Below are 24,081 nucleotides of genomic sequence, written 5' to 3' on the forward strand. Positions count from 1 at the left end.
TCACCGCAGGTTAGAAATAGGAAGGTATTTCGCAATGAAGATCGCTCTCATCAACGAGAACTCTCAGAACTCCAAGAACCCCATGATCGAGGCTGCCCTTAAGAAGGTCGTCGAGCCCATGGGCCACACCGTCTTTAACTACGGTATGTATGCCGACGCCGACTCCAAGCCGCTCACCTACGTTCAGAACGGCATCCTTGCCGCCGTGCTGCTCAACTCCGGCGCTGCCGACTACGTCGTGACCGGCTGTGGCACCGGCGAGGGCGCCATGCTCGCCTGTAACTCCTTCCCTGGCGTGCTTTGCGGCCATGTCGCCGATCCTCTGGATGCCTACACCTTTGCCCAGGTCAACGACGGCAACGCCGTCGCCATGCCCTTCGCCCTCAAGAACGGCTGGGGCCAGGAGCTCAACCTCGAGTACACCTTCGAGAAGCTCTTCGGCTTTGGTTCGGGCAACGGCTACCCGGCTGAGCGCGTCGAGCCCGAGCAGCGCAACAAGAAGATTCTCGACGGCGTCCGCGCTGTGACCATGCGTCCGCTCGTCGACGTCCTGGGCAAGATCGACCAGGACCTGGTCAAGGGCGCCCTGGCTGGTGAGCACTTCCAGGAGTACTTCTTCGCCAACGCCACCGACGAGGCCATCATCGCCAAGGTCAAGGAGCTCCTGGGTCTCTAATCGCGACCCATCGCATCTAACGCAAGCGGCGGCCGCCCCAAACACGGGACGGCCGCCGCTTTTTGCTATCGACTGGTGCAATGGGGTCAGGTTTGCATGCACCAAAACCGCAAGGGCAGCCCGTTTAAGATTCCTCGATAATCTGCCGGCATGCCGCTGCAAGAGTGGGAAACTCTGATGTCACCGCGTCCCAAACCACGGCGCGATCGACGTTGCCGTAATCATGGGCAAGATAGTTACGCATCCCGATGATACCGCGCCACTCAATCTCGGGATGCAGTCGCTGCGCCTTCTCGGACAGCTTACCCGCCTCCTCCGTCACCCTAAGGGCACACATAAGGAGAGAATCGGCGAGCGTCCTGGCCTTGATGTCATCCGCATGGAGGAACTCGTCTTCCGTCACACCGAACGCTTTGATTCTCTCGGTCGTCTCATCAATCGCCTCGAGAATCTCCTGAGCGCGCAACGCATCTGATTTACGGGCGAACATACAGCACCACGCCCTCCCTCTCGATAGCCTGCGCAATATCTTCTCGCAAGTGTTCGCTCGAAACGACGTCGACCTGCTTGCCTGTGGCCTCTTTGATCTCATCCGCGAACGAAGAAAGAGCGAATAACCCAAATGTCACATCGGGATCGACCTCTATACGCAGGTCGATATCACTATCGGCATTTGCGTCACGCCGGGCATACGAGCCGAACAACGTGACCGACCGAATCGCCTTTCGAGTACCCGCCGCGCGAATAACGGCATCCTTGATTTCGCCAACGGTCAAAACGTCGGTCTTACCCCCGCCCCTTTCGACTGAAAGAGAAGGGGTGAATGGAAGCGACCGCTCCCGCAGCATCTGTCGCATGAACATGTTGACCGCCACGGAAGACGTCATGCCGAGCTCCTCGCAGAGCTCGGCAAACGATTCCTTAATTGATGCATCAACACGGACGCTCAAAACTGAAGCACTCATCTTAGCCTCCTGTATGACAGTAGCTATACAATATCATACAGAGAAGCAAGATGACTGGTGCAAAGGGGTCAGGTTTGTATGCACCAGATTGGTGCAAAGTAACCTGACCCCCATGCACCAAGGGGTTGACTAGAGTTCGCAGGCAACCTTGTAGCCATCGCCGATGGCATCGCGGATGTTGCCGCACTTGTTGGCATCGCCCAGCACGTGGGTGGCAACGCCGGCAGCGGCAAGGTCGTCGGCCAGCTTGGTATTGGGACGATAACCCATGGCAAGCACCAGCGTATCGGCACCGGTGATGGTGTGGACCTCGCCGTCCTTCTCGTAGCTGATAGTATCCTCGGTGATCTCGGTCACCTTGGCCTCGGTCAGCACGTGAACGCCCTTGGAGAGCATGCGCGTGATGAGCACCGCGCGGCCGGCGCCGCCCTCGTTGGCGGCAAGGGTCTTGGTCATCTCGATGACGGTGACGTCGCGGTTGGCCGGCGACAGGTCGTTGACCAGCGGAGCCAGATAGTCGGCCGTCTCGCAGCCGACGGTGCCGCCGCCCACAATGACGATCTTCTTGCCCGGGAAGGCATTGCCGCCCAGCAGGTCGTCAGCCGTCATGACCTGCTTAAAGCCCTGCATAAAGGCCGGAGCGATAGGCTCGGCGCCATAGGCCAGGACAACCTCGTACCCGGCGTAGTCGCGCTGAATGTCCTCGGCCGAAAGCTCGGTACCAAAGACGCACTTCACGCCGGCCTCGGCCAGACGACGATACTGGTACTTAATCACGCGGGTGAGCTCCTGCTTTGCCGGCGGGACGGCCGCGATGCGCATCTCACCACCCGGCTCGTCCTGCTTGTCCACGAGCACCACGTTGTGTCCGCGCTTGGCGGCAATGAATGCCGCCTCCATGCCAGCGGGACCGGCGCCCACAACGAGCACGTTCTTGGCCTCGGCGGTAGGCTCGTAACCGGCCTCGTCGCGCTCGACATCGGGGTTAACGGTGCAGGAGATGCGCTTGCCAAACATGATGCCGTTCAGGCAGCGCAGGCAGCCGATGCAGGGGCGAATCTCGTCGGCGTTGCCGGCAGCCGCCTTGTTGCAGAACTCGGCATCGCACAGGTTGGCGCGACCCATCATGCAGATGTCGGCGGCACCGTCCTCGATCAGCTCCTCGGCAATCCATGCCTCGTTAATGCGGCCGACCGTGGCGACGGGAATGTTCACGTGCTTTTTGATCTCACGCGAGCAGGCGGCGTGCGAGGCCTGCTGGGTACCGGCGGCGGGAATCGCGGAGCCGCGCTTGATGGTGGTGCCGCCCGACACGTGGATCATGTCGACGCCGGCCTTCTCCAAGCGACGCGAGACGTAGATCATGTCGTTGAGGGTCAGGCCGCCGTCGGTGTACTCGTCGCCCGAGATGCGGACGTCGATGATGAAGTCCTTGCCGCAGCGCTCGCGAATCTCGGCGATGACCTCGAGCAGGAAACGCATGCGAGCATCGAGCGAACCGCCGTACTCGTCGGTACGCTTGTTGTAGAGCGGGGTCAAGAAGCCACCGAGCATGCCGTGGGCGTGGGCAGCATGGACCTCGACGCCATCGACGCCGGCCTTCTGCATACGCACGGCAGCGTCGCCAAACTGGTGCGTGAGCTCATGGATCTCATCAACCGTAATGGGGCGCGGTGCCTCGCGGGCATAGGACGGGCCCACGAAGGACGGGGCGATCAGGCGCGGCGTGCCCGGGATATTAAAGGCCATGTAGGCGGGGTGGAAGAGCTGCGGCATGATCTTGCAGCCGTACTCGTGCACGGCGGCGGCGAGCTTTTCCCAACCGGGAATGAACGTGTCGTCATAGCAGCACATGTCGCCCGGCAGGTAGGTATAGGTGGGCTCGACCGTCACGACCTCGGTAATGATGAGGCCCACGCCGCCCTTGGCGCGAGCGCGGTAGTGGTCGACCAGGTCGTCGGTCACATAGCCATGGTCGGCCAGGTTAGTGGATACCGGCGGCATAAAGACACGGTTCTTAACCTCGGTCGTACCAACCTTGATGGGGCTAAAGAGCATCGGATAGGCGGAGGACTCCATGCAGGCTTCCTTTCGTTTGGGCCGCGCAAGGCGGCATTTGCTAACTCACCTATCGTATCAGCATCCGCCCGGCGCACGGCCGCACGCACTCCCCCGGCTTTCGCTCGACGCACAAAAAGTTGCGGTGGAATACGGAGCAATTGAGGCTTTTGACAGCAAAAACAGTCCGTATTTCACCGCAACCAATAAGGGTGGGATGGGTTAGAGGCCCAGGTAGGATGTCATGCCTTCGACGGCGAGTTTGGCGCCGGCCACGGCATGGACCACGGTAAGCGGGCCGTTGACCACGTCGCCGGCGGCAAAGACGCCCGGCACAGTGGTCATGCCGTGCTCATCGACCGAAAGCAGGCCGCGATGGTCGGTCTCCAGGCCGCCCGTCGTAAGCACGAGCTTGTCCTTGGGCACCTGCGAGGCCGCGATGACGATGGTATCGGCCGCGGCATGGTCGAGCTCTTCCTCGTAGCCCACCACGTTGTTGTCCTCGTCAAAGATAGCCGTCTCGAACACGGGGCCGTTATCGTCGATAGCGCAGATGGCCTTGCCGCACACGATCTCGGCACCGTCGAGCTCGGTCAGCTCGACCTCGTCGTCAATTGCCGAGATGTGGCGTGAGCGGGCATACACGGTAACCTTACGAGCGCCCGAGCGCAGTGCGGTACGGGCAACATCCATAGCGACGTTACCGGCGCCGATAACCGCCACGTTCTGTCCGATCGCCACACTTGTGGGGTCGACCAGATAGTCGATGCCAAACAGCACGTTGCCGCGCGACTCACCGGGAATCCCCAGCTTGCGAGCACGCCAAGTGCCGGTACCCACAAAGACCGCGTCATAACCGTCGCGCAGTAGATCGTCGATATGCAGTGCGCCGCCGATAGTCGTCGAGGGGCGCACGCGCACGCCGAGCGAGCACATCACGTGGCGGTACTTTTGCACCAGCGAACGCGGCAGTCGGAACTCGGGGATGCCGTACTCCAGCACGCCGCCGATCTCGGGGCGCTGCTCAAACACGGTGACCGCGCAGCCCAGCTGGGCCATCTTGATGGCCACGGTAATACCGGCAGGACCCGAGCCGACCACGGCGACCTGTTTGCCGCACGACGGCGCAGGCTTCCACTCCTTGCGATCGAGGTAGGCCGTGGAGATATAGTTCTCGATGCTCGAGAAATGCACCGGCGTACCCTTGCGGCCTTGAACGCACGAACCCTCGCACTGGCCCGAATGGTTGCACACCATGGAGCAGACCGCGCTCATCGGGTTGTTCTGGAACAGCAGCTCGCCCGCTTCCTCCAGACGACGCTGCTTAAACAGATCGATGACCTGCGGAATGGGCGTCTGCACCGGGCAGCCCTTGATCTGGCAGAACGCCTTTTTACAACCCAGACAACGATTTGCTTCCTCGACAATGTGGATAGCCACGCGATTCCCCTCTGATTTGCATCAACACAATAGCGGGCAGTTCCAGATGCTGCCCAGTACCGTCTAGCCGTCCGCCCGTAGCGACCGTCGGCCACGCTACATCTCCCGATGCGCGCCTTCGCAACGGGCAGACATACGCTCGAGCGTCGTCAGACAACCAGCTGCTGTCGCCGGCACGCTATTCTCGACCACACACGGAATGCCCGGGCAGGCAGCGGCAGCCCAGGCAACGACAGGCTCAAAGTCGTAACGACCCGTCTCGCCCACGCCGTGGCACACCAGACGCGAGCCCGTGCCATCGCACCAGCCAGCCTCATCCTCGTTATCCACGACCTCGTAGTCCTTGGCATGTAGCACGCGAACCTTGCTGCCGCACAGATAGAGCATGTCCGATGTAATCTCCTGTGCCTCGCCGACAACGCTCGGATGCAGCAGCGACACCGGGTCGTAAATCACGCCGAGTGCCGAGCTCGGCACGCGCTCAAGCACCTCGCGGCAACGCTGGGGCGTGTTGACCGTCTCGTTCCAGCCGGGCTCAATCAAAATCTGACCGCCCGTTGCCTCGGCACGACCACAGACATACTTGAGACCCTCAACAAACGCATCGAGCGCCTCGTCGGTCATGCGATCGTCCGCCACGTTATTCTGCACGTTGGGGCGACCGGTCTCGGTGCCCACCGGGCAGCCGCCGAGCATCTTGGCAAAGTTCAGGCATGCCTCGTACTCGGCAAAGTTATCCATGAGCTGTTGACGATCGGGGGTCGCCAGGTTTTTATAGCAGCCGAACACGGCGACCGAAACGTCTGCCTCGTCGAGCACCTCGCACAGGTGGTCGGCGAGCTCGCGGGTCAGACCGCATCGATCGATTCCCATTGATGCGTAGAGCACCTTGCTCGGCAGCTGAATGCACGAAAAGCCCAGCTCTCCTGCCATGCGAATGCGTTCCTCGACGGTCCCCTGCGGAAGGTCGTGTAAACGCACGCCCGGAGTAATGGCCCCCACGCTATTCACGCCCCTTATGAGCATTGATGCCCGGGGTGTATCCGCCAAACGGGTCGTCGATGGAGCACACGCCCGAAGGGGCAAGCGGATCGCGCTTACCGGCAAGCTTGTCATGATGCATGGTCTCGATATAGGCAAGCACCAGCGGCGCCACGCCCTTCGCGTCGTTTTTGACAACGGGCTCGCTCATGTAGTAGCCAAACGTGCCCTCGCGGTGCGTGGTGTTGCCAAGGCCCGCCACCAGGCAGATGTTGTCGAGCGCCAGCTGTCCGTCGCGCTCGGACAGGCACGTGTCGCAGATGCCGTCAAACGCACGGCGGCCGTACTGGTAGTAACGCTCGCCCAGCACGCCCAGACGCACACCCTTCATGATGGCATTGGCAAAAATCGCGCTGCCCGACTCCTCCAGATAGTTGGGGGCGATATTGGGCAGGTTGATGACCTGGTGCCACATGCCGGTCTTCTCATCCTGATACGGCAGCATAGCGTCAATCAGGTCGTGGAACATCTTGCGAATCTCGTCCTTTTCCGCCGACATCGAGGGCGGCATGAGCTCCCAGGTATCGATGAGCGCCATGGCAAACCAGCCCTCGGCGCGCAACCAGAAGTTGGCCGAAAGGCCGGTGACGGGATCGCACCAAAACTGCTTGCGGCTCGCGTCGTAAGCGTGATAGTACAGACCGTTGAGGGGGTTGCGCATCAGGTCGTGCACCACTTGGAACATATGGAAGCTATCCGAGCAGGCACGGCGGTTGTGGAAGCTCAGCTCGTACTGCATGTAGAACGGCTGCGCCATGTACATGCCGTCGAGCCAGATCTGGTTGGGATAGACGGCCTTGTGCCAAAACACACCCTCTTTGGTACGCGGCTGGGTCTCGAGCTGGCGATAGATCGTGTCCATGGCGGCACGGTACTTGGGCTTGCCCACCAGGTCATAGAGTTTGTAGAGGGTTTTGCCCGCGTTGACGTTGTCGAGGTTGTACTCCTCGGGGTTGTAATGCTTGATGGTGCCGTCATCCTGGACAAAGAAGTCGATATAGTCGTCGGCGAAGGTCAGGTAACGCTGCTCGCCGGTGATCTCGTACAGCTCGATGAGTGCCTTGATCATGCAGCCGTCAATGTAATTCCAGGTGTTCTCCTTGCCGGCGCGAAGCTTTTCGATATTCCAGGCCGGCGCCTGCGGCGTCGATGTCTCGATCAACTGCTCGATGTAGCTATCCAGAATCTGATTGCAACCCATTGCTGTCCCCTCTGACGTTGGTGATGGGTGAACGTTTCCCCTAGTGTAACGCGAACGGGGATTATAGGGTGAACGTTAACCCTATAATCCCCGTGAACGGCAAACTTTTAACGGCAAACGGCGGTGAGGCCCGCAGCGATGCGATGCGCCAGGCGCTCATAGCCGGCAGGGCTGTAATGCAGACCGTCCGGCATGTAGAGCTCGCGGTGCTCCGGCAAAAACGGGCTGATGCCGCTTTGCGCATACAGGTCGATCACCGGCACCGAGTAGCGATCGCAGACCTCCAGCATCGCGCGCACATAGGCGTCTTGCGTCAGGCCCAGATGGTTGGCCTCGTTGCTTGCCGGAATATCCTTCTCGTGTTTGCCGCTCGTCTTGCACGGCGTCATAAACATCAGCTTTGCCTGAGGCGAGCGCGCCGTGATGGTGCGGATCAGGTAGTCGAGCGCACCGTAGAACTCGTGCACGTCCGTGCTGCCCAGCTCTCCCAGCGGCACGTTACGGCTAAAGTCGTTAACGCCGCCAAAGACGATGCAGATATCTGCCGTGTGATCGATGCCGTCCAAGCGCTCAACAAACGAATCGCTACGGTCGGCCTTGACGGCAATACGCGAACCCTTAATACCAAAGTTCTCGATCGTAGCGCCGCCCAGCAGCGCACCCAGGTGCGAGGTCCAAGAGATGTCGTTGCCTCCCCCGCCGCATCCGTTATCGCCCCAGGTGGTCGAATCGCCAAAGCAGCAGACGGTCGATTCGCTCAAGTTTTTCGTTTCCATATTCTTCTCCTCACCCGCACACCGGCGGTCATACAGGTACATACCGTTCATTCACAACATACCGAGGGACTATGCGTGGGCGTATTCCGCAACTTGCGAATCGAGCCATTCGATATCCTCGGCAAGATGCGCCACGCCCAGGTGGTGTCCACCCGGGCAGACCTCGTGCAGAAGGTTTTCGTCCTTGCCCAGCAGCGCGTAGGCGTCGCGAACGATATCGAGCTGCTCGTCTACGTTCGCAAGCCCGCGGGCGCCGTTGAGATGGTCTTTCTCGCAGCTCTGAACCAAGAGCGGCCGTGGCGCGACAAGCGATGCAATGTCGCCCATGTCGAGCAGACGCCAGAGTCCAGGCGTGTAATTGCAGCTGCAATTGCCGTTGAGGTGCAGTAGCGAATCATCAACGCCGTACAGATAGCCCGAGACAAACGCCTTGCGCACGCGCGGGTCGAGCGCGGACAGGTACAACGTCATGTAACCGCCGCCCGAAAAACCAAAGCAGCCCAGGTCGTCCATGGCAATGTCACCGCGTGTCTCCAAGTAATCAATCAAGCGCATGTTGTCCCATGCGTTGAGGCCCGCGACCGTAAGACCCAGCGGCTCGGCCATACGTGCTTGATTCAGACACGTACCGCGCAGGTAGCTGTTCTCGTCGTCGCCCTGACCCTTCCAGTCACGACGGTATCCCCAACCACGCGCATCGGGGCAGACGGTCACATAACCCATGCGCGCCAAACGCAGACCGTAGTCGTAATTGAACTTACGCACGGCATCGTCGACCGCCGGCACGCCCGCAACGCCGGCTATGCTTGCAGCACCCGCCCCCTGGTGACCATGCGGGCAGATATAGCAGCGCTTGAGTCCCCGCTCGTCAAGCTTGGGGCGGGACGGCTCCAACAGGTAAAACGGCATCCACACATCGTGCTCAACCTGCAGCACCGCATGAGTACGCACGATGCTGCCGGCAACCCGCACGCGATTGAGCTCACGAATCTCAATCGGGGCGCGGTCCATAAGCGAAAGACCCAAAATATCGTACAGACGAGTCCTGGTCGCAGCCTTCCATGCCTCAAAGTCTGTGGGAGTCTTGCCCGTAAATGCGGCCGAGCGCCCCTCGCGCTTCAGTCGGGCGCGCAGCGCAGGTTCGTCCTCGTAGTACGTCTCGATGTGCACGGTGCGGCCATTGGCAGATAGCCCGGCCGTCTCTACCGCATCACCGTCGCCGCCCTCGGGATCCCAACCATCCGTGCCGGCAAGCACTCGGTCACGCGCATAGCGTTCGGAATCCTGACCGGTCAGGCAATGCGCCCACGGCACCCAAGCGGCAGTATCACCCGCCGGGCCAAACAGGGCACCGCCGGCATACAGGGTGCCGTCATGTGCCGCTGGCTTATTCCAATCCCACCAACCCTCGAGTGAAATATGGGGGCCCAGCCAGCATTCGAGCAAAACGGTCTGGGCCCACTCGCGCCATGGACGACCCAGATAGACCGATCCGGGGGCAATGCCCTCATCGGCTGTAAACGAACAGCCATGAAACACAAATCCGTACGGCTCGCCCTGGGGCGTGGAGGCTGCCGTTACATACCCGTTGACATCCATATCGCGGTTGAGCGAGCGAATCTCACACCCCTCAAAGTAGGCACGCGCGCCGCCAAAGATAAAGTCGACATCGCCCTCGATCCGGCAACGTCGAAAATACTGCCGCCCCACGCGGCGCGGGGCGAACTGCTTGGGGCCTATAAAGCCGCCCGGCTTGGTCTCGCGCGGCGGCAGCGGCCCCAAAAAGAGCGTGTCCTGGTGTCCCTTAATGCAGCAGGCATCGACAACCAGGCGGTCACCATCGGCATACAGGGCAATCGCCTGGCCGACCTCGCGCCCATCACCGGCGTTGTTTTCGATTGTTAGACCCGCAAGCGTCACGTCGTCGGCATCGACCAGCACCGTGTACGTACGGAAGGTGCCGAGTCTTCCATCCTGGCCGCTACCATCTTCCGAAGGCATCTTGGCACCCAGGCCTCCCACGATACGCACGCTGTCGGCCGTCTCGCCCTCGAGCGTCACATGCGGACGACGAATTTCGACCTGCTCGCGATACTCGCCCGGCTCCACCAGCACACGCACCGGCACGGTCGTATCGGACACGCACCGCTCCGCCGCCTCGAGCGCCGCCGAAATGCTGCGATACGCGCCTTCGCGTTCGAGCGATACCTCAAAGAGCTGCTCTTTACCACTCATCTGTCATTACGCTTTCTGTCACAGAACACCCACCATGCAATGCCGGCACCTATAGATTGCGTGCGACAGCCGGGCAGACCCGACCGTCGCACGCCTCAACATGCCGTATTCACTTGTGCAGGAGCACTACCCTACGCGCGGATAACCTTGTCGACGTTTTGCAGCTGCAGCTCGTCGCCATCCTGACCCTCGATGCGCACGTTCTGCAGGTCGAGGACTTTCACGTTCTGCGCGATGATGCCCTGGCGCACCATGGGCTCCACGCCGCAGGCCATGGCCGGCACAAAGGGCTCGGCATCGGCGGCAAAGGTCACATGGACATCCTGGAACGTCAGACGCGTCACCTTGCTCTCGGGCAGGCCCGTAATGTAGGCCGCAGCGGCATGGCAGTTGGTGGCCTCGATATCGCAGAACGTCGTGGCGCCAAAGCCGGGCGTGCGGTCGTCGACGGGCAGTGCCTCGCGGTTCTGGACGTAATCGGTCTTGCCGTCCTTGTCGCAGAAGTAGAACGAGTTGACCACGAAGGGCGTAAGCACCTTGTCCATGCGAATGTGCTCGAAGGTGATGCCCTCGTTGACGGCGTCCTTACCGCGACCGCGACGGGTCTTGACGCGCAGACCGCGGTCGGTGCGCTCGAACAGGCACTTGCTCACGGTGAGGTCCTTGATGCCGCCGGCCGCCTCGGAACCCAAGACCACGGCGCCGTGGCCATCGTGCATGTAGCAGTGCGAGATCAGCACGTCGTGCGTTGCGGGGCGGAGCTCGGGCTCAATACCCAGCTTGCCGCTCTTGATGGCGATGCAGTCGTCGCCCACCGAGAACTGGCAGCCCAGGATACGGACAAAGCCGCAGCTCTCGGGGTCGAAGCCATCGGTGTTGTGGGAGTTCTTGGGACCCTCGATGGACAGGCAGAGCGCATCGACGTGCTCGCACAGGATGGGGTGGATGTTCCATGCCGGGCTGTTGCGGACGGTAAAGCCGACCAGACTCACGTTCTCGCACTCGGACAGGAAGATCATGCGCGGACGGGCGACCTCGCGGCCCTCCTCGGGACGGAAGATGTTCTTAAAGTCCTTGTTCCACCAGTTGTCCTCAGCAAAATCGGTCTGGCCATCGATCGCGCCGCGGCCATAGATGCACACGTCGTGCACGCTTAAGCCGGTAAAGGTGGAGCAATAGGTCGAGAAGCTCTCGCCCTCCCAGCGGCCCAGCGGGGTCATGTCGGTACCGGCGTAACCGGCACCCTCGTCGCCCTTGACCGTACCGGGGATGTAGGCAAGCGCCGCGCGGTCGTGACGGGCCAGCAGCACGGCACCCTCGGCAAGCTCGATGTTGATATTGCTCTTGAGGAAGAGCGACTTGATGCGGTAGTTGCCGGCGGGGATCAGCACGCGGCCACCCTTGGGGCAGGCCATGATGGCAGCCTGGATGTTGGTGGTGTCGTCGTGCTCGGCATCGCCCTTGGCGCCGCAGTCGCGAACGTTAATGGTGAAAGGCTCTGCCGGCGTAGTGACGCCCACGCTCAGCTCGCGCTCGCTGCAAACAAAGCGGATCAGGTTGCGCTTGCCGGGAACCAGACCGTCGACATAGGTCTCGACCGTGTTCGTGGTGCCGGCGGGCTCGTCGTTGACAAAGATCTCCCACGTATCGGCGCAAGTAAAGTAGCCGCCGTCGTCGAGCTCGATCACGGCCGCGCGGGCGTTGCGCCAGATAACGTTCGTCTCCATGGGTTTCTCCCTCAAAAAGATTCTCTAAAAGTTAATTGTACGCTGTTGTAAAAAAGGGCCGTACCTGCCGGCGGATATCCGGTGGCACGGCCCTGTGATGTGGACGATGCGCTTGCCTTACTCGGCGGGCGTCACGCTGCCGTCCTGGAAGCCAACGTTATTGTGAGCGAAGCAGTCCTCATACTTGAAGCCGGAGAGCTCCTCGCAGAGCGCCTTGACCTCGGGCTGGACGTCGGCCATCTTGCCGCCCTCCTTGACGCGCTTGATCTCGTCGCAGAGGATGTCGCACTGCTCCTTGTCGATCTTGATGCCGCGGGCAAGGACAGCCGCGAGCAGGAAGAAGCCGGCGCAGCCGATGAGCATGTAGCCGCAGATGTACAGAGGCACGGTAGCGGGCTGGGTCACAGCGTCGCTGTTGCCGGCGGTCTGAATGAAGCCGGAGGCAGCGAGGACGATAGCCCATGCGTTGACGGCGACAGCCTGGGCGATCTGCTGGCAGAGCTGCTGAGCGGAGCTGTAGATTCCCTCGCGACGACGCAGGGTGATGAGCTCATCGACATCGGGGATGTAGTTGAGCAGAACATCGGGCAGATACTGGAAGCCAACGTAGAAGAACTTCCAGATGGCGAAGATGATGGGGTAGGCGATCATGGCAATGGCGACCGTAGAGGTGCCGTTGATCTGACCAAAGGCGAAGTAGTTGTACGCAATGATGCACGCAGCGCAACCGACGTTGGCCAGGTACCAAGACTTGTGGAAGCCCTTCTTGGCCATGAGGGCAACCCAGATAGCGGTGCAGACGATAGCGACGACCTTGCCGGGCATCTCCATCACGGACTCGTAGGACTTAGGAATCTGCAGGCAGTAGACGATGAAGAAGGACAGGCAGGCAGACCAGCAGGCAGCAGCGAGCTTCGTGGAGACCTGTGCGTACAGAACCTTACGGAAGGACTTGTTGCGGAAGGTGGAAACAACGTCGATGAAGAACTTCTTGATGCCCTCGCCGACGCTCTCGATCTTCTCCTGGGCAACCTCCTCGGGGGTGTGCTCCCAAGTGGACAGGTACACGCAGAGCAGCGAGATTGCCATGACCGAAGCGTTAATCGTAGCGATGATGAAGTAGCTGAACGGGTTGGTCTCGCCGAAAGTACCAAAGCCGAAGCCGACGAGTGCAGCCATCAGGAAGCCGGCAGCGTTACCAAAGAGGTGCTTGTAGCCGGTGAGGTACGTACGCTCCTTGAAGTCGTCGGTCATCTCGATGGTCAGCGGCGACAGGTTGGCGGTGCAGAACGTGTACGCGACGTTGTAGATCAGGTACAGCGCGAAGTAGTACGGGAAGCCAAACGGCGTAGCCACGAAGATGAGCGGCTCGGCGACCATCATCGGGATAGCCAGCAGAATCCAGAAACGGCGACGACCGAAGATACGGCCGACCTTGGTGGCGTAGAAGTTATCGGCCACGAAGCCCATCAGCGGGCAAAGGATGGCGTTGAGGTAAATGGCGAACGAGCTGATCAGAGCAGCCTCGCCTGCGGACAGGCCACACTCCGTGGACAGGAACAGCACCATGTAGCTGTGCGTAAAGCTCAGGGCACCGGAGTTGAGCATGCCGCCCATACCAAAGCCCAGGCGCGTCCAGAATGTGATCTTGCGCTTTTTACCGATCTTGTTAGTCATCGAGCTCCCTCTCTTTTCTCGATTGTCTTGTAACAAGACATTGGAGTCCATACCGATGTCTGTCTGCATATCGCCCACTCGTAGGGTGAACGTTTAGCTAGATTATGCGCGATTGCATATGATAGGTGAACGTTCACTTGTATATTATCCTTGAACGGTCGTTTTTTGCCGTTAAACGGATATCTGACTTGAAAAAAATCACGATTACATAGGTATTGAGTGGGTTTAAATTTGAGGTCGATTAGGTGAACGTTTATTGTTTTCGCCGCTCCCGTACCCTCAGGAAGACACGCCCGAACAGACAGAACAAACATGGCCCCGCCGGGAACACTCCCGACGGGGCCATGGTCAATAGCGCCCTATGCGAACCCATTTACCGCTACAGGCAGACGCCATCCTTCCAAATGCTGATCTCGTGGCAGCCGCGACGCTCGGCACTCGTAAGCTTGCCGCTCGCCGTGTCCAGCACCATCTGATACAGGTCGTCGGCAGCCTCATCGAGCGTGCGCTCGCCCGTAGCCACCACGCCGGCGTTAAAGTCCATCCAGTTGGCCTTGTGGTCGCACAGACGCTGGTTGGTGAACACCTTGAGTGTAGGCGCCGGTGCGCCAAACGGCGTGCCGCGGCCGGTCGAGAACAGGATTACGTGGCAGCCGGCAGCCGTCAGGGCCGTGGTGGATACCATGTCGTTGCCCGGACCGCACAGCATGTTCAGGCCATGCTTGGTAGCCTGACCGGCATACGGCAGCACGTCGACGATGGGGGCAGATCCGCCCTTTTGCACGCAGCCGCAGCTCTTGTCCTCGAGCGTGGTAATGCCGCCGTCCTTGTTGCCGGGGCTCGGGTTCTCATAGACGACCTCGCCGTGGCTGATAAAGTAGTCCTTAAAGCCGTTGAGCATGTCGGAGGCGGCATTGAAGACGTCCTGGCTCTCACAGCGATCGAGCAGAATGCTCTCCGCGCCAAACATCTCGGGAACCTCGGTGAGCACCGACGTGCCGCCGCGGGCGACAACCATATCGCTCACGCGACCGATCGTGGGGTTGGCGGTAATGCCCGAAAGACCGTCAGAGCCGCCGCACTTAAGGCCAATGACCAGCTCGGAGGCAGGAATGGGCTCACGCTTGGCCTGCTTGGCCAGGTCGGCAAGCTCGGACAGGATCTTGTGACCCTCGACCTGCTCGTCGGCTACATCCTGGCAGGCGAGGAATCGAACGCGCTCGCGATCAAAGTCACCGAGCTCGTCGAGTACCTGCTGGTGCGTGCAGTTTTCGCAACCGAGGGACAGGAACAGCACACCCGCAGCGTTTGCGTGACGCGAGAGCGCCACCAGCAGACGGCGCGTCTGGGCATGGTCGGCACCGGTCTGCGAGCAGCCAAAGGGATGCGGGAAGTAGTAAACGCCCTCCAGCGAGCCCTCGACCAGATCCTGAGCCTGCTCGCACATGGCACGTGCGACCTCGTTGACGCAGCCGACCGTGGGGATGATCCACAGCTCGTTGCGCGTGGCGGCGCGGCCATCGGCGCGACGGAAGCCCATAAAGGTCTCGGGCTCAACCGGCTCAACGACCGGATGCGTCGGGTTGTAAGCGTACTCGACCTCGCCCGAAAGGTTGGTCTTGACGTTATGCGTATGAAGCCACTGACCGGGCTGGATGTCGCCCGTCACGTGACCGATAGGAAGACCGTACTTGACGACGTCCTCCCCCGCCGCAATGGCACGCACGGCCATCTTGTGGCCCTGCGGAATATCCTCCGCGGCAACGACCTCGCCCACCCCGGGAACCGCGACGGCGGTGCCCTTGGCAAGCGGCGACAGCGCGACGATCACGTTGTCGGCCGGATTGATCTGGATAGTATTCATTACAAAGAGTCCTAACCCTACAGGTTGAGCAGAAGTCAGCGGGCGCCCGCCAGTTGCCCGGCGGGCGCACAGAAGGATTTAGGCCTGGGCGTTGGCAAATGCCTGCTTGGCGCCCTCGGCGCGCACAACGGCAAGCGCGTTGACGACAAACTCCTCAAGGCCGGCGATCTGCGTAAGGTCCTCGCCCCACATCTGCTCGTTGCTGAGCACGTCGTGCACCAGCTCGGCATCGTCTGCACCGGCGTGGGCGGCGTAGAAATCGAGCACGAAGGCATCGTCCTGAGCGGTGTACTCGGTGCCGTCGGCGCGGCGCAGGTGCAGGCCATCGCCCTCGCGAGCAACGAGCTCCTGCGTATAGAAGGCAATGAGCGTAGCGAGGCTCGTCGCCAGGCACTTGGGCAGGTTGCCGGTCTCGGCAACATAGTCCTTGAGCGTGGGCAGGTCGCGAGCACGCCATTTGGCGGTTGAGTTGAGGCAAATGGAGAGCAGCGCGTGGTCGATAAACGGGTTGTCGAAGCGGTTCTCGACGGCGGCGGCAAAGGCCTTGCAGTCCTCGACATCAAGATCGGCGGCAAGCGTCGGGATGACCTCGTCGTAGAGCATGGTGTTCATGAAGCCGCGAACGGTCTCGTCATGCATGCAATCGCGCACGATGTCAAAGCCGGCAACCCAGGAACCCGGAACAAAGGCAGTGTGGGCGCCGTTGAGGATGCGAACCTTGCGCTTCTTGTACGGGGTGACATCGGGGGTCACAAAGACGCCCGGCAGGCCGGCCTTCACGAAGGGCAGACGCTCCTTGAGCGACTCATCGCCCTGGATACCCCACATCTGGAAGGGCTCGCGCACGGCCAGGAAGGGATCCTCGTAGCCCAGGCGCTCGGCCACGGCAGCGGCCTCCTTGGGGTCGCGGATACGGCCGGGGACGATAGTGTCGACGAGCGTGGTGCAGACGGTGCAGTCGTTGGCCATCCACTGCGCAAACTCGTCCTCCCAGCCCCAGTCGCTCACGTACTGGTTCATGATGCGCAGCAGCTCCTCGCCGTTGTGATCGATGAGCTCACAGGCGAGCACGATGACGCCCGGCTTGCCGGCGGCCCAGCGGGTGTGGAGCACCTGGGCAAGCTTGGCGGGGAAGCTCGCGGGCGGCATGTCGTCGGCCTTGCAGGACGGATCGTAGGCGATACCGGCCTCGGTGGTGTTGGAGACGATAATCTCCAAATCGTCGGAGACGGCGACCTCCATCATGGCGCGGTAGTCGTCCTCGCGATACGGATTGAGGCAGCGGCTGCAGGCGCTGATCACACGGGACTCGTCGACCGTGTTGCCGCTCTCCTTGCCGCGCACCAGCACGGTGTACAGGTCATCCTGAGCGTTAATGCCGTCGGCAAAGCCAAAGGCACCGCTGATGGGCTGGACCATGACAACCTTGCCGTTCCAGCCGGTTGCCTCGTTGCCCATGTCAAAGAAGCGGTCGACAAAGGCGCGCAGGAAATTGCCCTCGCCAAACTGCAGAACCTTCTCGGGCGCGTCCTTGGGCAGCAGGTAGCCCTTGTAGCCGATCTTCTCGAGCGTCTCGTAGCTGATGTTCTCCATCGATGTCTCTCCTTAGATTGCTGTTAGCGTGCAGGCAAAACGGGGGCGCCGCGTGTGGCAACGGCGCTCCCGAGTTCGGTGTGATTCGATGCGGGTTTAGGCCTCGACGGTATCCAGGTCAAAGCCAAAGTAGCGGACCGCGTTGTTGTAGCTAATGTCGCGCACGATGGCTCCCAGCAGCTCCATGTCGACCGGATACTTGCCCTGCTCGACCCACTCGCCGATCACGCCGCACAGCACGCGACGGAAGTACTCATGACGCGGGTAGGACAGGAAGGAGCGGGAATCGGTAAGCATGCCCACAAAGTTGCCCAGCACGCCCTCGTTAGCCAGAGCCGTGAGCTGCTCGCGCATACCGATCTCGTTGTCGTTGAACCACCAGGCAGAGCCGTTCTGGATCTTACCGGCGGTCGGAGCCTCCTGGAAGCAGCCCATCACGGTATCGATCATGGTGTTGTCGATGGGGTTCAGGCTGTACAGAATGGTCTTGGGCAGACCCGTGGCCTCCTGGATGGAGTTGAGGAAATCGGCCAGCTGGTCGGACGGCGTGTAGTTGGAGATGCAGTCGTAGCCGGTGTCGGGACCGAGCTTGGCGAACATAGCGCGGTTGTTGTCACGCTTGCAGCCAAAGTGCAGCTGCATGGCCCAGCCAAGGCGGACATACTCGCCGGCGACGAACTGCATAAAGGCCGTCTTGTACTTGAGGACCTCGTCCTCGGCAAGCGGCTCGGCGGCAAGGCCCTTGGCAAAGATAGTCTCGATCTCGTCGGCGGTAGCCGGAACGTACATAACGTAGTCGAGCGCGTGGTCGGAAGCGCGGCAGCCCAGCTCGTGGGCAACGTCGTAGCGCTTGGAGATGGCAGCCTTCATGCCCTCGAAGTCGCTGATCTCAACGCCAGCAACCTCGGAGAGATGCTTGCAGTAGTCGGCGAACTCCTGGCCACGCTCGATGCGCAGGGCGGCATCGGGGCGCATGGCGGGAACGACCTGAACGTCAAAACTGTCGTCGGCGGCAATCTTCTTGTGCCACTCAAAGCTGTCGGCGGGGTCGTCGGTAGTGCAGATCATGCGGACGTTGGACTGCTTGATCAGGTTGCGGCAGGTAAAGCTGGCCTCAGCGAGCTTGGCGTTGGCAAGGTCCCAGACCTCCTGAGCGGTTTTGCCGTTCAGGACGCCCTCGTAGCCAAAGTAACGCTTAAGCTCCAGGTGGCTCCACTCAAAGACGGGGTTGCCCACACAACGGCCCAAGGTCTCGGCCCACTTCTGGAACTTCTCGCGAGCAGGGGCATCGCCGGTAATGAAGCGCTCGTCGACGCCGTTGGCACGCATCAGGCGCCACTTGTAGTGGTCACCGCCCAGCCAAACCTCGGTGATGTTCTCAAAACGCTTGTCGTCCCAGATCTCCTTGGGAGAAATGTGGCAGTGGTAGTCAACGATGGGCATGCCCTCGGCAAAGTTGTGGAACAGCTCCTCACCGGTTTTGGTGCTCAGCAGGAAATCCTGATCGTCCATGAAGTTTTTCATCAAACAACCCCTCTGTTGGCGGAGCGGGCGCATCGCGCGCTCGTTATCCTCTAGGTGAACGTTCACTATAGTAGTGCAAAATGGCGCGTTAGGTGAACGTTCACCTAACCATCACGGGGTGAACGGTAGGTTTTGGGCGTTTAACGGTTGTCACAAGGATCGCGCCGCACATATTGCGGCCCACAAAGCCATCCGACTATGGGCTCATAGCGCCTTCCGTCAGGGTGGGTCCCCATGCGACGTGCATTTTTGAGAGTATTCTGCAGCGCAGGGTCCCAAATACAGCCCGAAGCACCTTATTTGCCCCATGCACCGTGCTTGATTGGCACAAAGAAGGGCCTTTGATGGCAAAACTCGCCACCAAAGGCCCTCAAAACAGTCGTTATGCCCCTCTCCGGGACCCAACGTTGCTGAATACTCTCAAAAATGCACGTCGCTGGCGGGGGTACCCGCCCAGACCGGCTAGATGCCCGCGAGCTTGCAGTAACGATCGACGTTGCTGGCAAACACCATCTCCACGGCGCCCTTTTGCACGGGATCCGCAGGCGCTTTACCCCACAGCAGGTAATCCCCCAGCGTCTTGGCACCGCGATAGGCCAAACCGACCGGGTCCTTGTAGACGATATTGGTAAAGATGCCGTGGTGCAGGGCAAGCACGCTCTCGGGGAACAGGTCGTTGCCGATCACCATGACCTCCCCCGCCTTGCCGGCCGAAACGAGTGCATCGGCCACCAGCTCGGAGCCCACGGCGAACACGCTGCAGATCAGCTCGGGGGCATCCGGACCGTTAAGGCGGTTCTTGAGCTCGCGCTCGAGCTGCTTGACCTGGGCATGAGCGCCGGTAAGATCCTCGACCTGCCAGGGGACGTTGTGCTCGCGCAGGTAATTATGGAAGGCGCGGGCGGTTAGGTAGTGCGAATCGGTATAGGGGTCGCCCGCTAGCAGGAGCACACGGGCATCGGCGCCGGCGGCATGTACTAGGTTGGCCGCTTGCTCGGCCATCAGGCTGCCCGCCGTTGAATAATCGGCCAAGCTGGCGCCCAAGCGGTCGAGGTGTGGACGGTCGCCATCGACGAGCTCAATCGCCACGCCCGCCTCGGCAATTTGCTCCAGTAGATGGGTCGCACGGTCGTCACCCGGGACGTAGGCAAGCAAGCCGTCGATCTTCTCGCCCACTTGCAGGCGCTCATCGATTTGCTCGAGCGCATCGGCATAACCGCCCACGCCAAATTCAACGCGCTCAACGGTAATACCTTGATCGATGACCTCCTGCTCAAAGCGATTGCATCCTTCCCACAGGTAGCGATAGAAGTAAGCGCCCTCGCGCGATGCGCACGGCAGGCAAAACACCAGGTTGATATCCTTGCGACGCAGACTCGAAGCACTCGTGTTGCGGTGATAGCCCATCTCCTCGGCCTTATCGTTGACTTTGGCGCGGACGGACTCGCTCACACCGGCCTTACCCGTCAGGGCTTTGTGCACGGTATTGATGGAAACGCCGAGCTCGGCGGCTATATCCTTCATGGTTACGCGAGCGCTCATAGAGTTACTCCAGTATCGGTAGGCCGTTAATTAACAATACGGTTAACGATACCCCATAATCACCCGTTTACTCTCCATGCCTGTCCCCAAATGCGAAAAACGCCCCGCGAACGGATGCTCGCGGGGCGTTTGAGCCTGGGTTTTATTACTGAACGCCGCGACCCAGATCCTCGGCGATCTTGTCCACACCTTTAAGTGCAGCGCAAGTCTTTTTGTTGGAGCAATGCCCCGTGCAAGCGCCACCCTGGGCGCAGTCGGCGCAAGTGCCCTTACGGTAAATACGCACGCACACGGCGACAAACGCAACGCCGATCACAGCCAGAACAACAATATCGATAGGTGCCATAGCAAGCCTCCTTTAGTTAACCATCACTTACTTTACACCATCCCCCACCTGCCAAAAAGGGACAGGTTTATTTTGGTCGGTTTTATCTGCGGAAACGCCACATCTCCCCCATCAACTAAGTTGCGGTGAGATAGTTCCTGGATTCGCCATCCACGCCCTCAAACAGGAACTATTCCACCGCAACTTAGTTGGTGCAATGGGGTCAGGTTTCTTTACACCAACCTGGTGCAGACTAACCTGACCCCCTTGCACCAAAAAGCCCGGGTATCGCGGGGATACCCGGGCTCGTGGAAAGGGGCTTATTCCCAGTTGGACTTAGGCGGAAACAGCGGCGGAGGCGGTGTTAGTCTCGTCCTCGTCGGTCCAAGCGTGCTTGGGCATGGGACGGAAGATCTGGAAGAGCATCGCAACCAGCAGCACGATGGCCACAACCGTCCAGATACCAAACTGCCCAAGGACAAGCAGGTTATAGAACTGGTTGATGAACAGGCCGATGACCCAAGCGAAAGCGCACTCGTAGCCGATGGCAATAGCGGTCCACTTGCCGGAGTCCATCTGGTTGCGGATGGTGCCAATGGCGGCAAAGCACGGAGCGCACAGCAGGTTGAACGCGCCAAAGGCAACGCAAGCGCCCATGGTGGGGAACATGCCGGCAAACGCGGTCCACAGGCTCGGGTCGGTCTCGCCCGCGTCGGCGACGGACAGCAGCGAGCCGGCGGTGGCGACGACGTTCTCCTTGGCGACGAGGCCAGAGACGGTCAGTGCGGTTGCCTGCCAGGTGCTAAAGCCGAGCGGGGCGAAGATCCAAGCGACCAGGTTGCCCAGCATGGCGAGCACGGAGTAGTCCATGAACTCCTCGGGGATGCCGTCCATCGCAGGCAGGAAGCCAAAGGAGCCGTTGTAGCTACCAAAGTTGGAGAGGAACCAAACCACGACGGTGGACGCGAAGATGACCGTGCCGGCCTTCTTGATAAAGGCCCAGCAGCGCTCCCACACGTGCAGCGCCCAAGAGCGGATCGCCGGGAAGTGGTAGGCAGGAAGCTCCATAACGAACGGCGTCGGGCGGCCGGCGAAGAGCTTCGTCTTCTTGAGCATGAGGCCCGAGGCGATGACGGCAAAGACGCCCAGGAAGTAGAAGAGCGGGCTGATCCACGCCGCGGTGGTGGAAGAATCGCCGATGATGGAACCCATGAGCAGGGCGATGATCGGCAGCTTGGCGCCACAGGGAATGAACGTGGTGGTCATGACCGTCATACGGCGGTCCTTCTCGTTCTCGATGGTCTTGGTGGCCATGACGCCGGGGACGCCGCAGCCCGAGGACACGAGCATGGGGATGAAGGACTTACCGGACAGGCCAAAGCGGCGGAACACGCGGTCCATGATGAAGGCGACGCGGGCCATGTAGCCGCAGTCCTCCAAGAAAGACAGCATCACGAACAGCAGGAACATCTGCGGCACAAAGCCAAAGATGGCACCCAGGCCGCCAACGATACCGTCGCAGACCAGTGAATCGACCAGGCCACCGTCCTCGGTGCCGCCCGCCACAAGGGCGTCGTGCACCACGGTGGTGATACCCGGGACATAGGGGCCGTACTGTGCCGGGTCGACCGAGTCGGCATTGTCGCCCGCAGCCTCGACGGCCGCGTCGTAGGCGTCGCGGCCCTGACCGAGCACGTACCAACCGTCGGTGCCGAAGAGCTGGTCGTTGGTGAAGTCGGTCACCGTGCCGCCCAAGGTAGAAACGGCGATGTAGTACACGCAGAACATGATGACCACAAAGATCGGCAGGCCCAGGATACGGTTGGTAACCACGCGGTCGATCTTCTCGGAGGTGCTCATCTTTGCCGGAGCCTTGGCGAGGCACTCGTCAATGATGTGGGCAATCACGCCGTAACGCTCGCCGGTGATGATGGACTCGGCATCGTCGTCGCAGTCCTGCTCGCACTGGGCGACCAGCTGCTCCACGCGAGCGGCCTTCTCCTTAGTGAGGTTGATGAGCTTGCAGGCGTCCGCGTCGCGCTCAAACAGTTTGACCGCGTAGTAGCGACGCTTGTTGGCGGGAACGCTCGCCGGCAGGTTGTTCTCGATGTGGTCCAGAACGTCCTCGATGGAGGAATCGAACTTGTGCTCCGGCACCTGGCCCTTAGAAGCAGCGGACTTCTTGACCTGCTCGAAGAGCTCCTTGATGCCCTTGTTCTTAAGAGCCGAGATCATCATGACCGGACAACCGAGCTTCTTGGAGAGCTTGTCTGTGTCGATCTTATCGCCGTTCTTCTCGACCAGGTCGGCCATGTTGAGGGCAACGACCACGGGCAGGCCGGTCTCGATAACCTGAAGCGCCAGGTACAGGTTGCGCTCGAGGTTGGTGGCGTCGACCACCTGGACGACAACATCGGGCTCGCCGCTCATGAGGTAATCGCGCGAGCATTGCTCCTCGGGGCTGTAGGGGGAAAGCGAGTAGATGCCAGGGAGGTCCGTGATGGTAACGTTCTTGTCGCTTAGGAGCTTGGCTTCCTTTTTCTCAACCGTGACGCCGGGCCAGTTGCCAACGTAGCCGTTGGCGCCGGTGATCAGGTTGAAAAGCGTGGTCTTGCCGCAGTTGGGGTTACCCGCCAGCGCGACATGGATCTGAGAATCCGCCATTCAATCCTTCTTCCTTGTGTGCCTGCACTGCTTTCTCCGCGCAGGCTGGATAATGTGCTTCAAAGATGCTGCATTAAGTTAGAAAAACCTAACTTTATCTGCAGAAATATACGTCGCAAGCCCTTACTGGACCTCGACGACGGCCGCCTCCTCCTTGCGGATGGAAAGCTCGTAGCCGCGCACGTTGATCTCGACCGGATCACCGAGCGGCGCGACCTTCACGACCTTGAACGAAGTGCCCTTGATGAGCCCCAGGTCCATAAGGTGGCGGCGAAGCGCACCCTCACCGTGAAGCTTGACGATGGTGGAGCTCTCGCCCACCTTAACGTCACCCAACGTCTTCATTTACTTGTCCCCCTTTCAGTGCGTACAGAAATGCCGTCGACTAACCGACAGTCATGATGTGCATGGCAACCTTGGAATCGATGCCAAAGCGTGCGCCCAGCACCGTGACGATGATATTGGCGCCACTCGAGCTCACCACGTGGATTTCGTTGCCCTCGACAAAGCCGAGGTCCTTGAGGTGGTGCTTCATGTCCTCATTGCCCTTTACACGAGACACGCGCACGGTTTCGCCCGCCTTTACCATCGAAAGCGGCATAGCCGGCATCTGCGGTCCGCAAGACATGAGTGAGCTCCTAACATCGGTTCGTCCTCAATATCGACATGGCAAAAGTTAGCCACGTCTATGTTCCCTTTAGTAAACTAGCACGTGGTTAACTTTTTTGGAAGGGTCCCGATTCAGTTTTCGAAAAAGTTTCCTATACGAAACA

The 24,081-nt window shown here is 60.5% G+C and carries 19 protein-coding genes; 1 reads left to right on the forward strand and 18 read right to left on the reverse strand.

The genetic code is table 11. The annotated features are described in order from the left end of the window. The first annotated feature begins 34 nt into the window (after nt 1-34). The gene (locus I2G43_RS09780) at nt 35-676 is read left to right on the forward strand and encodes an RpiB/LacA/LacB family sugar-phosphate isomerase (RefSeq protein WP_195536000.1); all 642 of its coding nucleotides are present in this window, start codon (nt 35-37) and stop codon (nt 674-676) included. A gap of 124 nt (nt 677-800) precedes the next feature. Here the strand turns inward: I2G43_RS09780 and I2G43_RS09785 are convergent, their stop codons facing one another. The 18 genes from I2G43_RS09785 to I2G43_RS09870 all read right to left on the reverse strand — a co-directional run bounded on the left by I2G43_RS09785 (nt 801) and on the right by I2G43_RS09870 (nt 23,936). After that, on the reverse strand, nt 801-1,166 hold the full coding sequence (locus I2G43_RS09785) for a DUF86 domain-containing protein (RefSeq protein ID WP_195536001.1): 366 nt from the start codon (nt 1,164-1,166) through the stop codon (nt 801-803). After that, nucleotides 1,153-1,641 carry a type II toxin-antitoxin system RelB/DinJ family antitoxin gene (locus I2G43_RS09790; RefSeq protein WP_195536002.1) on the reverse strand — a complete coding sequence of 163 codons (489 nt, stop codon included), beginning with the start codon at nt 1,639-1,641 and terminating at the stop codon, nt 1,153-1,155. Before I2G43_RS09790 ends, I2G43_RS09785 begins: the two co-directional genes overlap by 14 nt. 129 nt (nt 1,642-1,770) lie before the next feature. Beyond that, nucleotides 1,771-3,720, reverse strand: a complete 1,950-nt coding sequence (locus I2G43_RS09795; RefSeq protein ID WP_195536003.1) for an NAD(P)/FAD-dependent oxidoreductase — start codon at nt 3,718-3,720, stop codon at nt 1,771-1,773. Between the two features lie 201 nt (nt 3,721-3,921). Continuing rightward, nucleotides 3,922-5,139, reverse strand: coding sequence for an FAD-dependent oxidoreductase (locus I2G43_RS09800; RefSeq protein ID WP_195536004.1), 1,218 nt, complete (start codon nt 5,137-5,139; stop codon nt 3,922-3,924). A gap of 96 nt (nt 5,140-5,235) precedes the next feature. After that, nucleotides 5,236-6,141, reverse strand: coding sequence for a sugar phosphate isomerase/epimerase family protein (locus I2G43_RS09805; protein WP_195536005.1), 906 nt, complete (start codon nt 6,139-6,141; stop codon nt 5,236-5,238). A 1-nt stretch (nt 6,142) separates the two neighbouring features. Then, complete coding sequence (locus tag I2G43_RS09810) at nt 6,143-7,381, reverse strand: glycoside hydrolase family 88/105 protein (protein ID WP_195536006.1); 1,239 nt, start codon at nt 7,379-7,381, stop codon at nt 6,143-6,145. 107 nt (nt 7,382-7,488) lie between these two features. Next, entirely contained in the window at nt 7,489-8,157 is a 669-nt protein-coding gene (locus I2G43_RS09815) for an SGNH/GDSL hydrolase family protein (RefSeq protein ID WP_117778845.1), read from the reverse strand. Nucleotides 8,158-8,226: 69 nt separating this feature from the next. Continuing rightward, complete coding sequence (locus I2G43_RS09820) at nt 8,227-10,392, reverse strand: pectinesterase family protein (RefSeq protein WP_195536007.1); 2,166 nt, start codon at nt 10,390-10,392, stop codon at nt 8,227-8,229. Nucleotides 10,393-10,523: 131 nt separating this feature from the next. Beyond that, nucleotides 10,524-12,119, reverse strand: coding sequence for a glycoside hydrolase family 28 protein (locus I2G43_RS09825; protein WP_195536008.1), 1,596 nt, complete (start codon nt 12,117-12,119; stop codon nt 10,524-10,526). Nucleotides 12,120-12,236: 117 nt separating this feature from the next. Continuing rightward, nucleotides 12,237-13,796 carry an MFS transporter gene (locus I2G43_RS09830; protein ID WP_195536009.1) on the reverse strand — a complete coding sequence of 520 codons (1,560 nt, stop codon included), beginning with the start codon at nt 13,794-13,796 and terminating at the stop codon, nt 12,237-12,239. Nucleotides 13,797-14,175: 379 nt separating this feature from the next. Further along, nucleotides 14,176-15,660 carry a UxaA family hydrolase gene (locus I2G43_RS09835; protein ID WP_117800000.1) on the reverse strand — a complete coding sequence of 495 codons (1,485 nt, stop codon included), beginning with the start codon at nt 15,658-15,660 and terminating at the stop codon, nt 14,176-14,178. 78 nt (nt 15,661-15,738) lie between these two features. Further along, nucleotides 15,739-17,253 (reverse strand): tagaturonate reductase, encoded by a 1,515-nt coding sequence (locus I2G43_RS09840; RefSeq protein WP_117803648.1) that lies wholly within the window; start codon nt 17,251-17,253, stop codon nt 15,739-15,741. Nucleotides 17,254-17,349: 96 nt separating this feature from the next. Beyond that, nucleotides 17,350-18,777 (reverse strand): glucuronate isomerase, encoded by a 1,428-nt coding sequence (gene uxaC, locus I2G43_RS09845; RefSeq protein WP_195536010.1) that lies wholly within the window; start codon nt 18,775-18,777, stop codon nt 17,350-17,352. 462 nt (nt 18,778-19,239) lie between these two features. Further along, nucleotides 19,240-20,319 carry a LacI family DNA-binding transcriptional regulator gene (locus I2G43_RS09850; protein WP_195536011.1) on the reverse strand — a complete coding sequence of 360 codons (1,080 nt, stop codon included), beginning with the start codon at nt 20,317-20,319 and terminating at the stop codon, nt 19,240-19,242. A 145-nt stretch (nt 20,320-20,464) separates the two neighbouring features. After that, nucleotides 20,465-20,665 (reverse strand): hypothetical protein, encoded by a 201-nt coding sequence (locus I2G43_RS09855; RefSeq protein WP_195536012.1) that lies wholly within the window; start codon nt 20,663-20,665, stop codon nt 20,465-20,467. 315 nt (nt 20,666-20,980) lie between these two features. After that, nucleotides 20,981-23,308 carry a ferrous iron transporter B gene (feoB, locus tag I2G43_RS09860; protein ID WP_195536013.1) on the reverse strand — a complete coding sequence of 776 codons (2,328 nt, stop codon included), beginning with the start codon at nt 23,306-23,308 and terminating at the stop codon, nt 20,981-20,983. A gap of 123 nt (nt 23,309-23,431) precedes the next feature. Then, nucleotides 23,432-23,653, reverse strand: coding sequence for a FeoA family protein (locus I2G43_RS09865; protein ID WP_006234774.1), 222 nt, complete (start codon nt 23,651-23,653; stop codon nt 23,432-23,434). 40 nt (nt 23,654-23,693) lie between these two features. Beyond that, nucleotides 23,694-23,936 carry a FeoA family protein gene (locus I2G43_RS09870; RefSeq protein WP_022094360.1) on the reverse strand — a complete coding sequence of 81 codons (243 nt, stop codon included), beginning with the start codon at nt 23,934-23,936 and terminating at the stop codon, nt 23,694-23,696. Nucleotides 23,937-24,081 lie beyond the last annotated feature (145 nt).

It is taken from the genome of Collinsella aerofaciens (genome assembly GCF_015557435.1).
GTDB classification, from domain to species: Bacteria; Actinomycetota; Coriobacteriia; order Coriobacteriales; family Coriobacteriaceae; genus Collinsella; species Collinsella aerofaciens_Z.

Bases quoted from the DNA above. Each gene is read 5' to 3' on its own strand.
- I2G43_RS09840 (WP_117803648.1), bottom strand. From the start codon at position 17,253: ATGGAGAACATCAGCTACGAGACGCTCGAGAAGATCGGCTACAAGGGC.
- I2G43_RS09815 (WP_117778845.1), bottom strand. From the start codon at position 8,157: ATGGAAACGAAAAACTTGAGCGAATCGACCGTCTGCTGCTTTGGCGAT.
- I2G43_RS09820 (WP_195536007.1), bottom strand. From the start codon at position 10,392: ATGAGTGGTAAAGAGCAGCTCTTTGAGGTATCGCTCGAACGCGAAGGC.
- I2G43_RS09850 (WP_195536011.1), bottom strand. From the start codon at position 20,319: ATGAGCGCTCGCGTAACCATGAAGGATATAGCCGCCGAGCTCGGCGTT.
- I2G43_RS09795 (WP_195536003.1), bottom strand. From the start codon at position 3,720: ATGGAGTCCTCCGCCTATCCGATGCTCTTTAGCCCCATCAAGGTTGGT.
- I2G43_RS09865 (WP_006234774.1), bottom strand. From the start codon at position 23,653: ATGAAGACGTTGGGTGACGTTAAGGTGGGCGAGAGCTCCACCATCGTC.
- I2G43_RS09780 (WP_195536000.1), top strand. From the start codon at position 35: ATGAAGATCGCTCTCATCAACGAGAACTCTCAGAACTCCAAGAACCCC.
- I2G43_RS09835 (WP_117800000.1), bottom strand. From the start codon at position 15,660: ATGAATACTATCCAGATCAATCCGGCCGACAACGTGATCGTCGCGCTG.
- I2G43_RS09790 (WP_195536002.1), bottom strand. From the start codon at position 1,641: ATGAGTGCTTCAGTTTTGAGCGTCCGTGTTGATGCATCAATTAAGGAA.
- I2G43_RS09830 (WP_195536009.1), bottom strand. From the start codon at position 13,796: ATGACTAACAAGATCGGTAAAAAGCGCAAGATCACATTCTGGACGCGC.
- I2G43_RS09810 (WP_195536006.1), bottom strand. From the start codon at position 7,381: ATGGGTTGCAATCAGATTCTGGATAGCTACATCGAGCAGTTGATCGAG.
- I2G43_RS09855 (WP_195536012.1), bottom strand. From the start codon at position 20,665: ATGGCACCTATCGATATTGTTGTTCTGGCTGTGATCGGCGTTGCGTTT.
- uxaC (WP_195536010.1), bottom strand. From the start codon at position 18,777: ATGAAAAACTTCATGGACGATCAGGATTTCCTGCTGAGCACCAAAACC.
- feoB (WP_195536013.1), bottom strand. From the start codon at position 23,308: ATGGCGGATTCTCAGATCCATGTCGCGCTGGCGGGTAACCCCAACTGC.
- I2G43_RS09870 (WP_022094360.1), bottom strand. From the start codon at position 23,936: ATGTCTTGCGGACCGCAGATGCCGGCTATGCCGCTTTCGATGGTAAAG.
- I2G43_RS09785 (WP_195536001.1), bottom strand. From the start codon at position 1,166: ATGTTCGCCCGTAAATCAGATGCGTTGCGCGCTCAGGAGATTCTCGAG.
- I2G43_RS09825 (WP_195536008.1), bottom strand. From the start codon at position 12,119: ATGGAGACGAACGTTATCTGGCGCAACGCCCGCGCGGCCGTGATCGAG.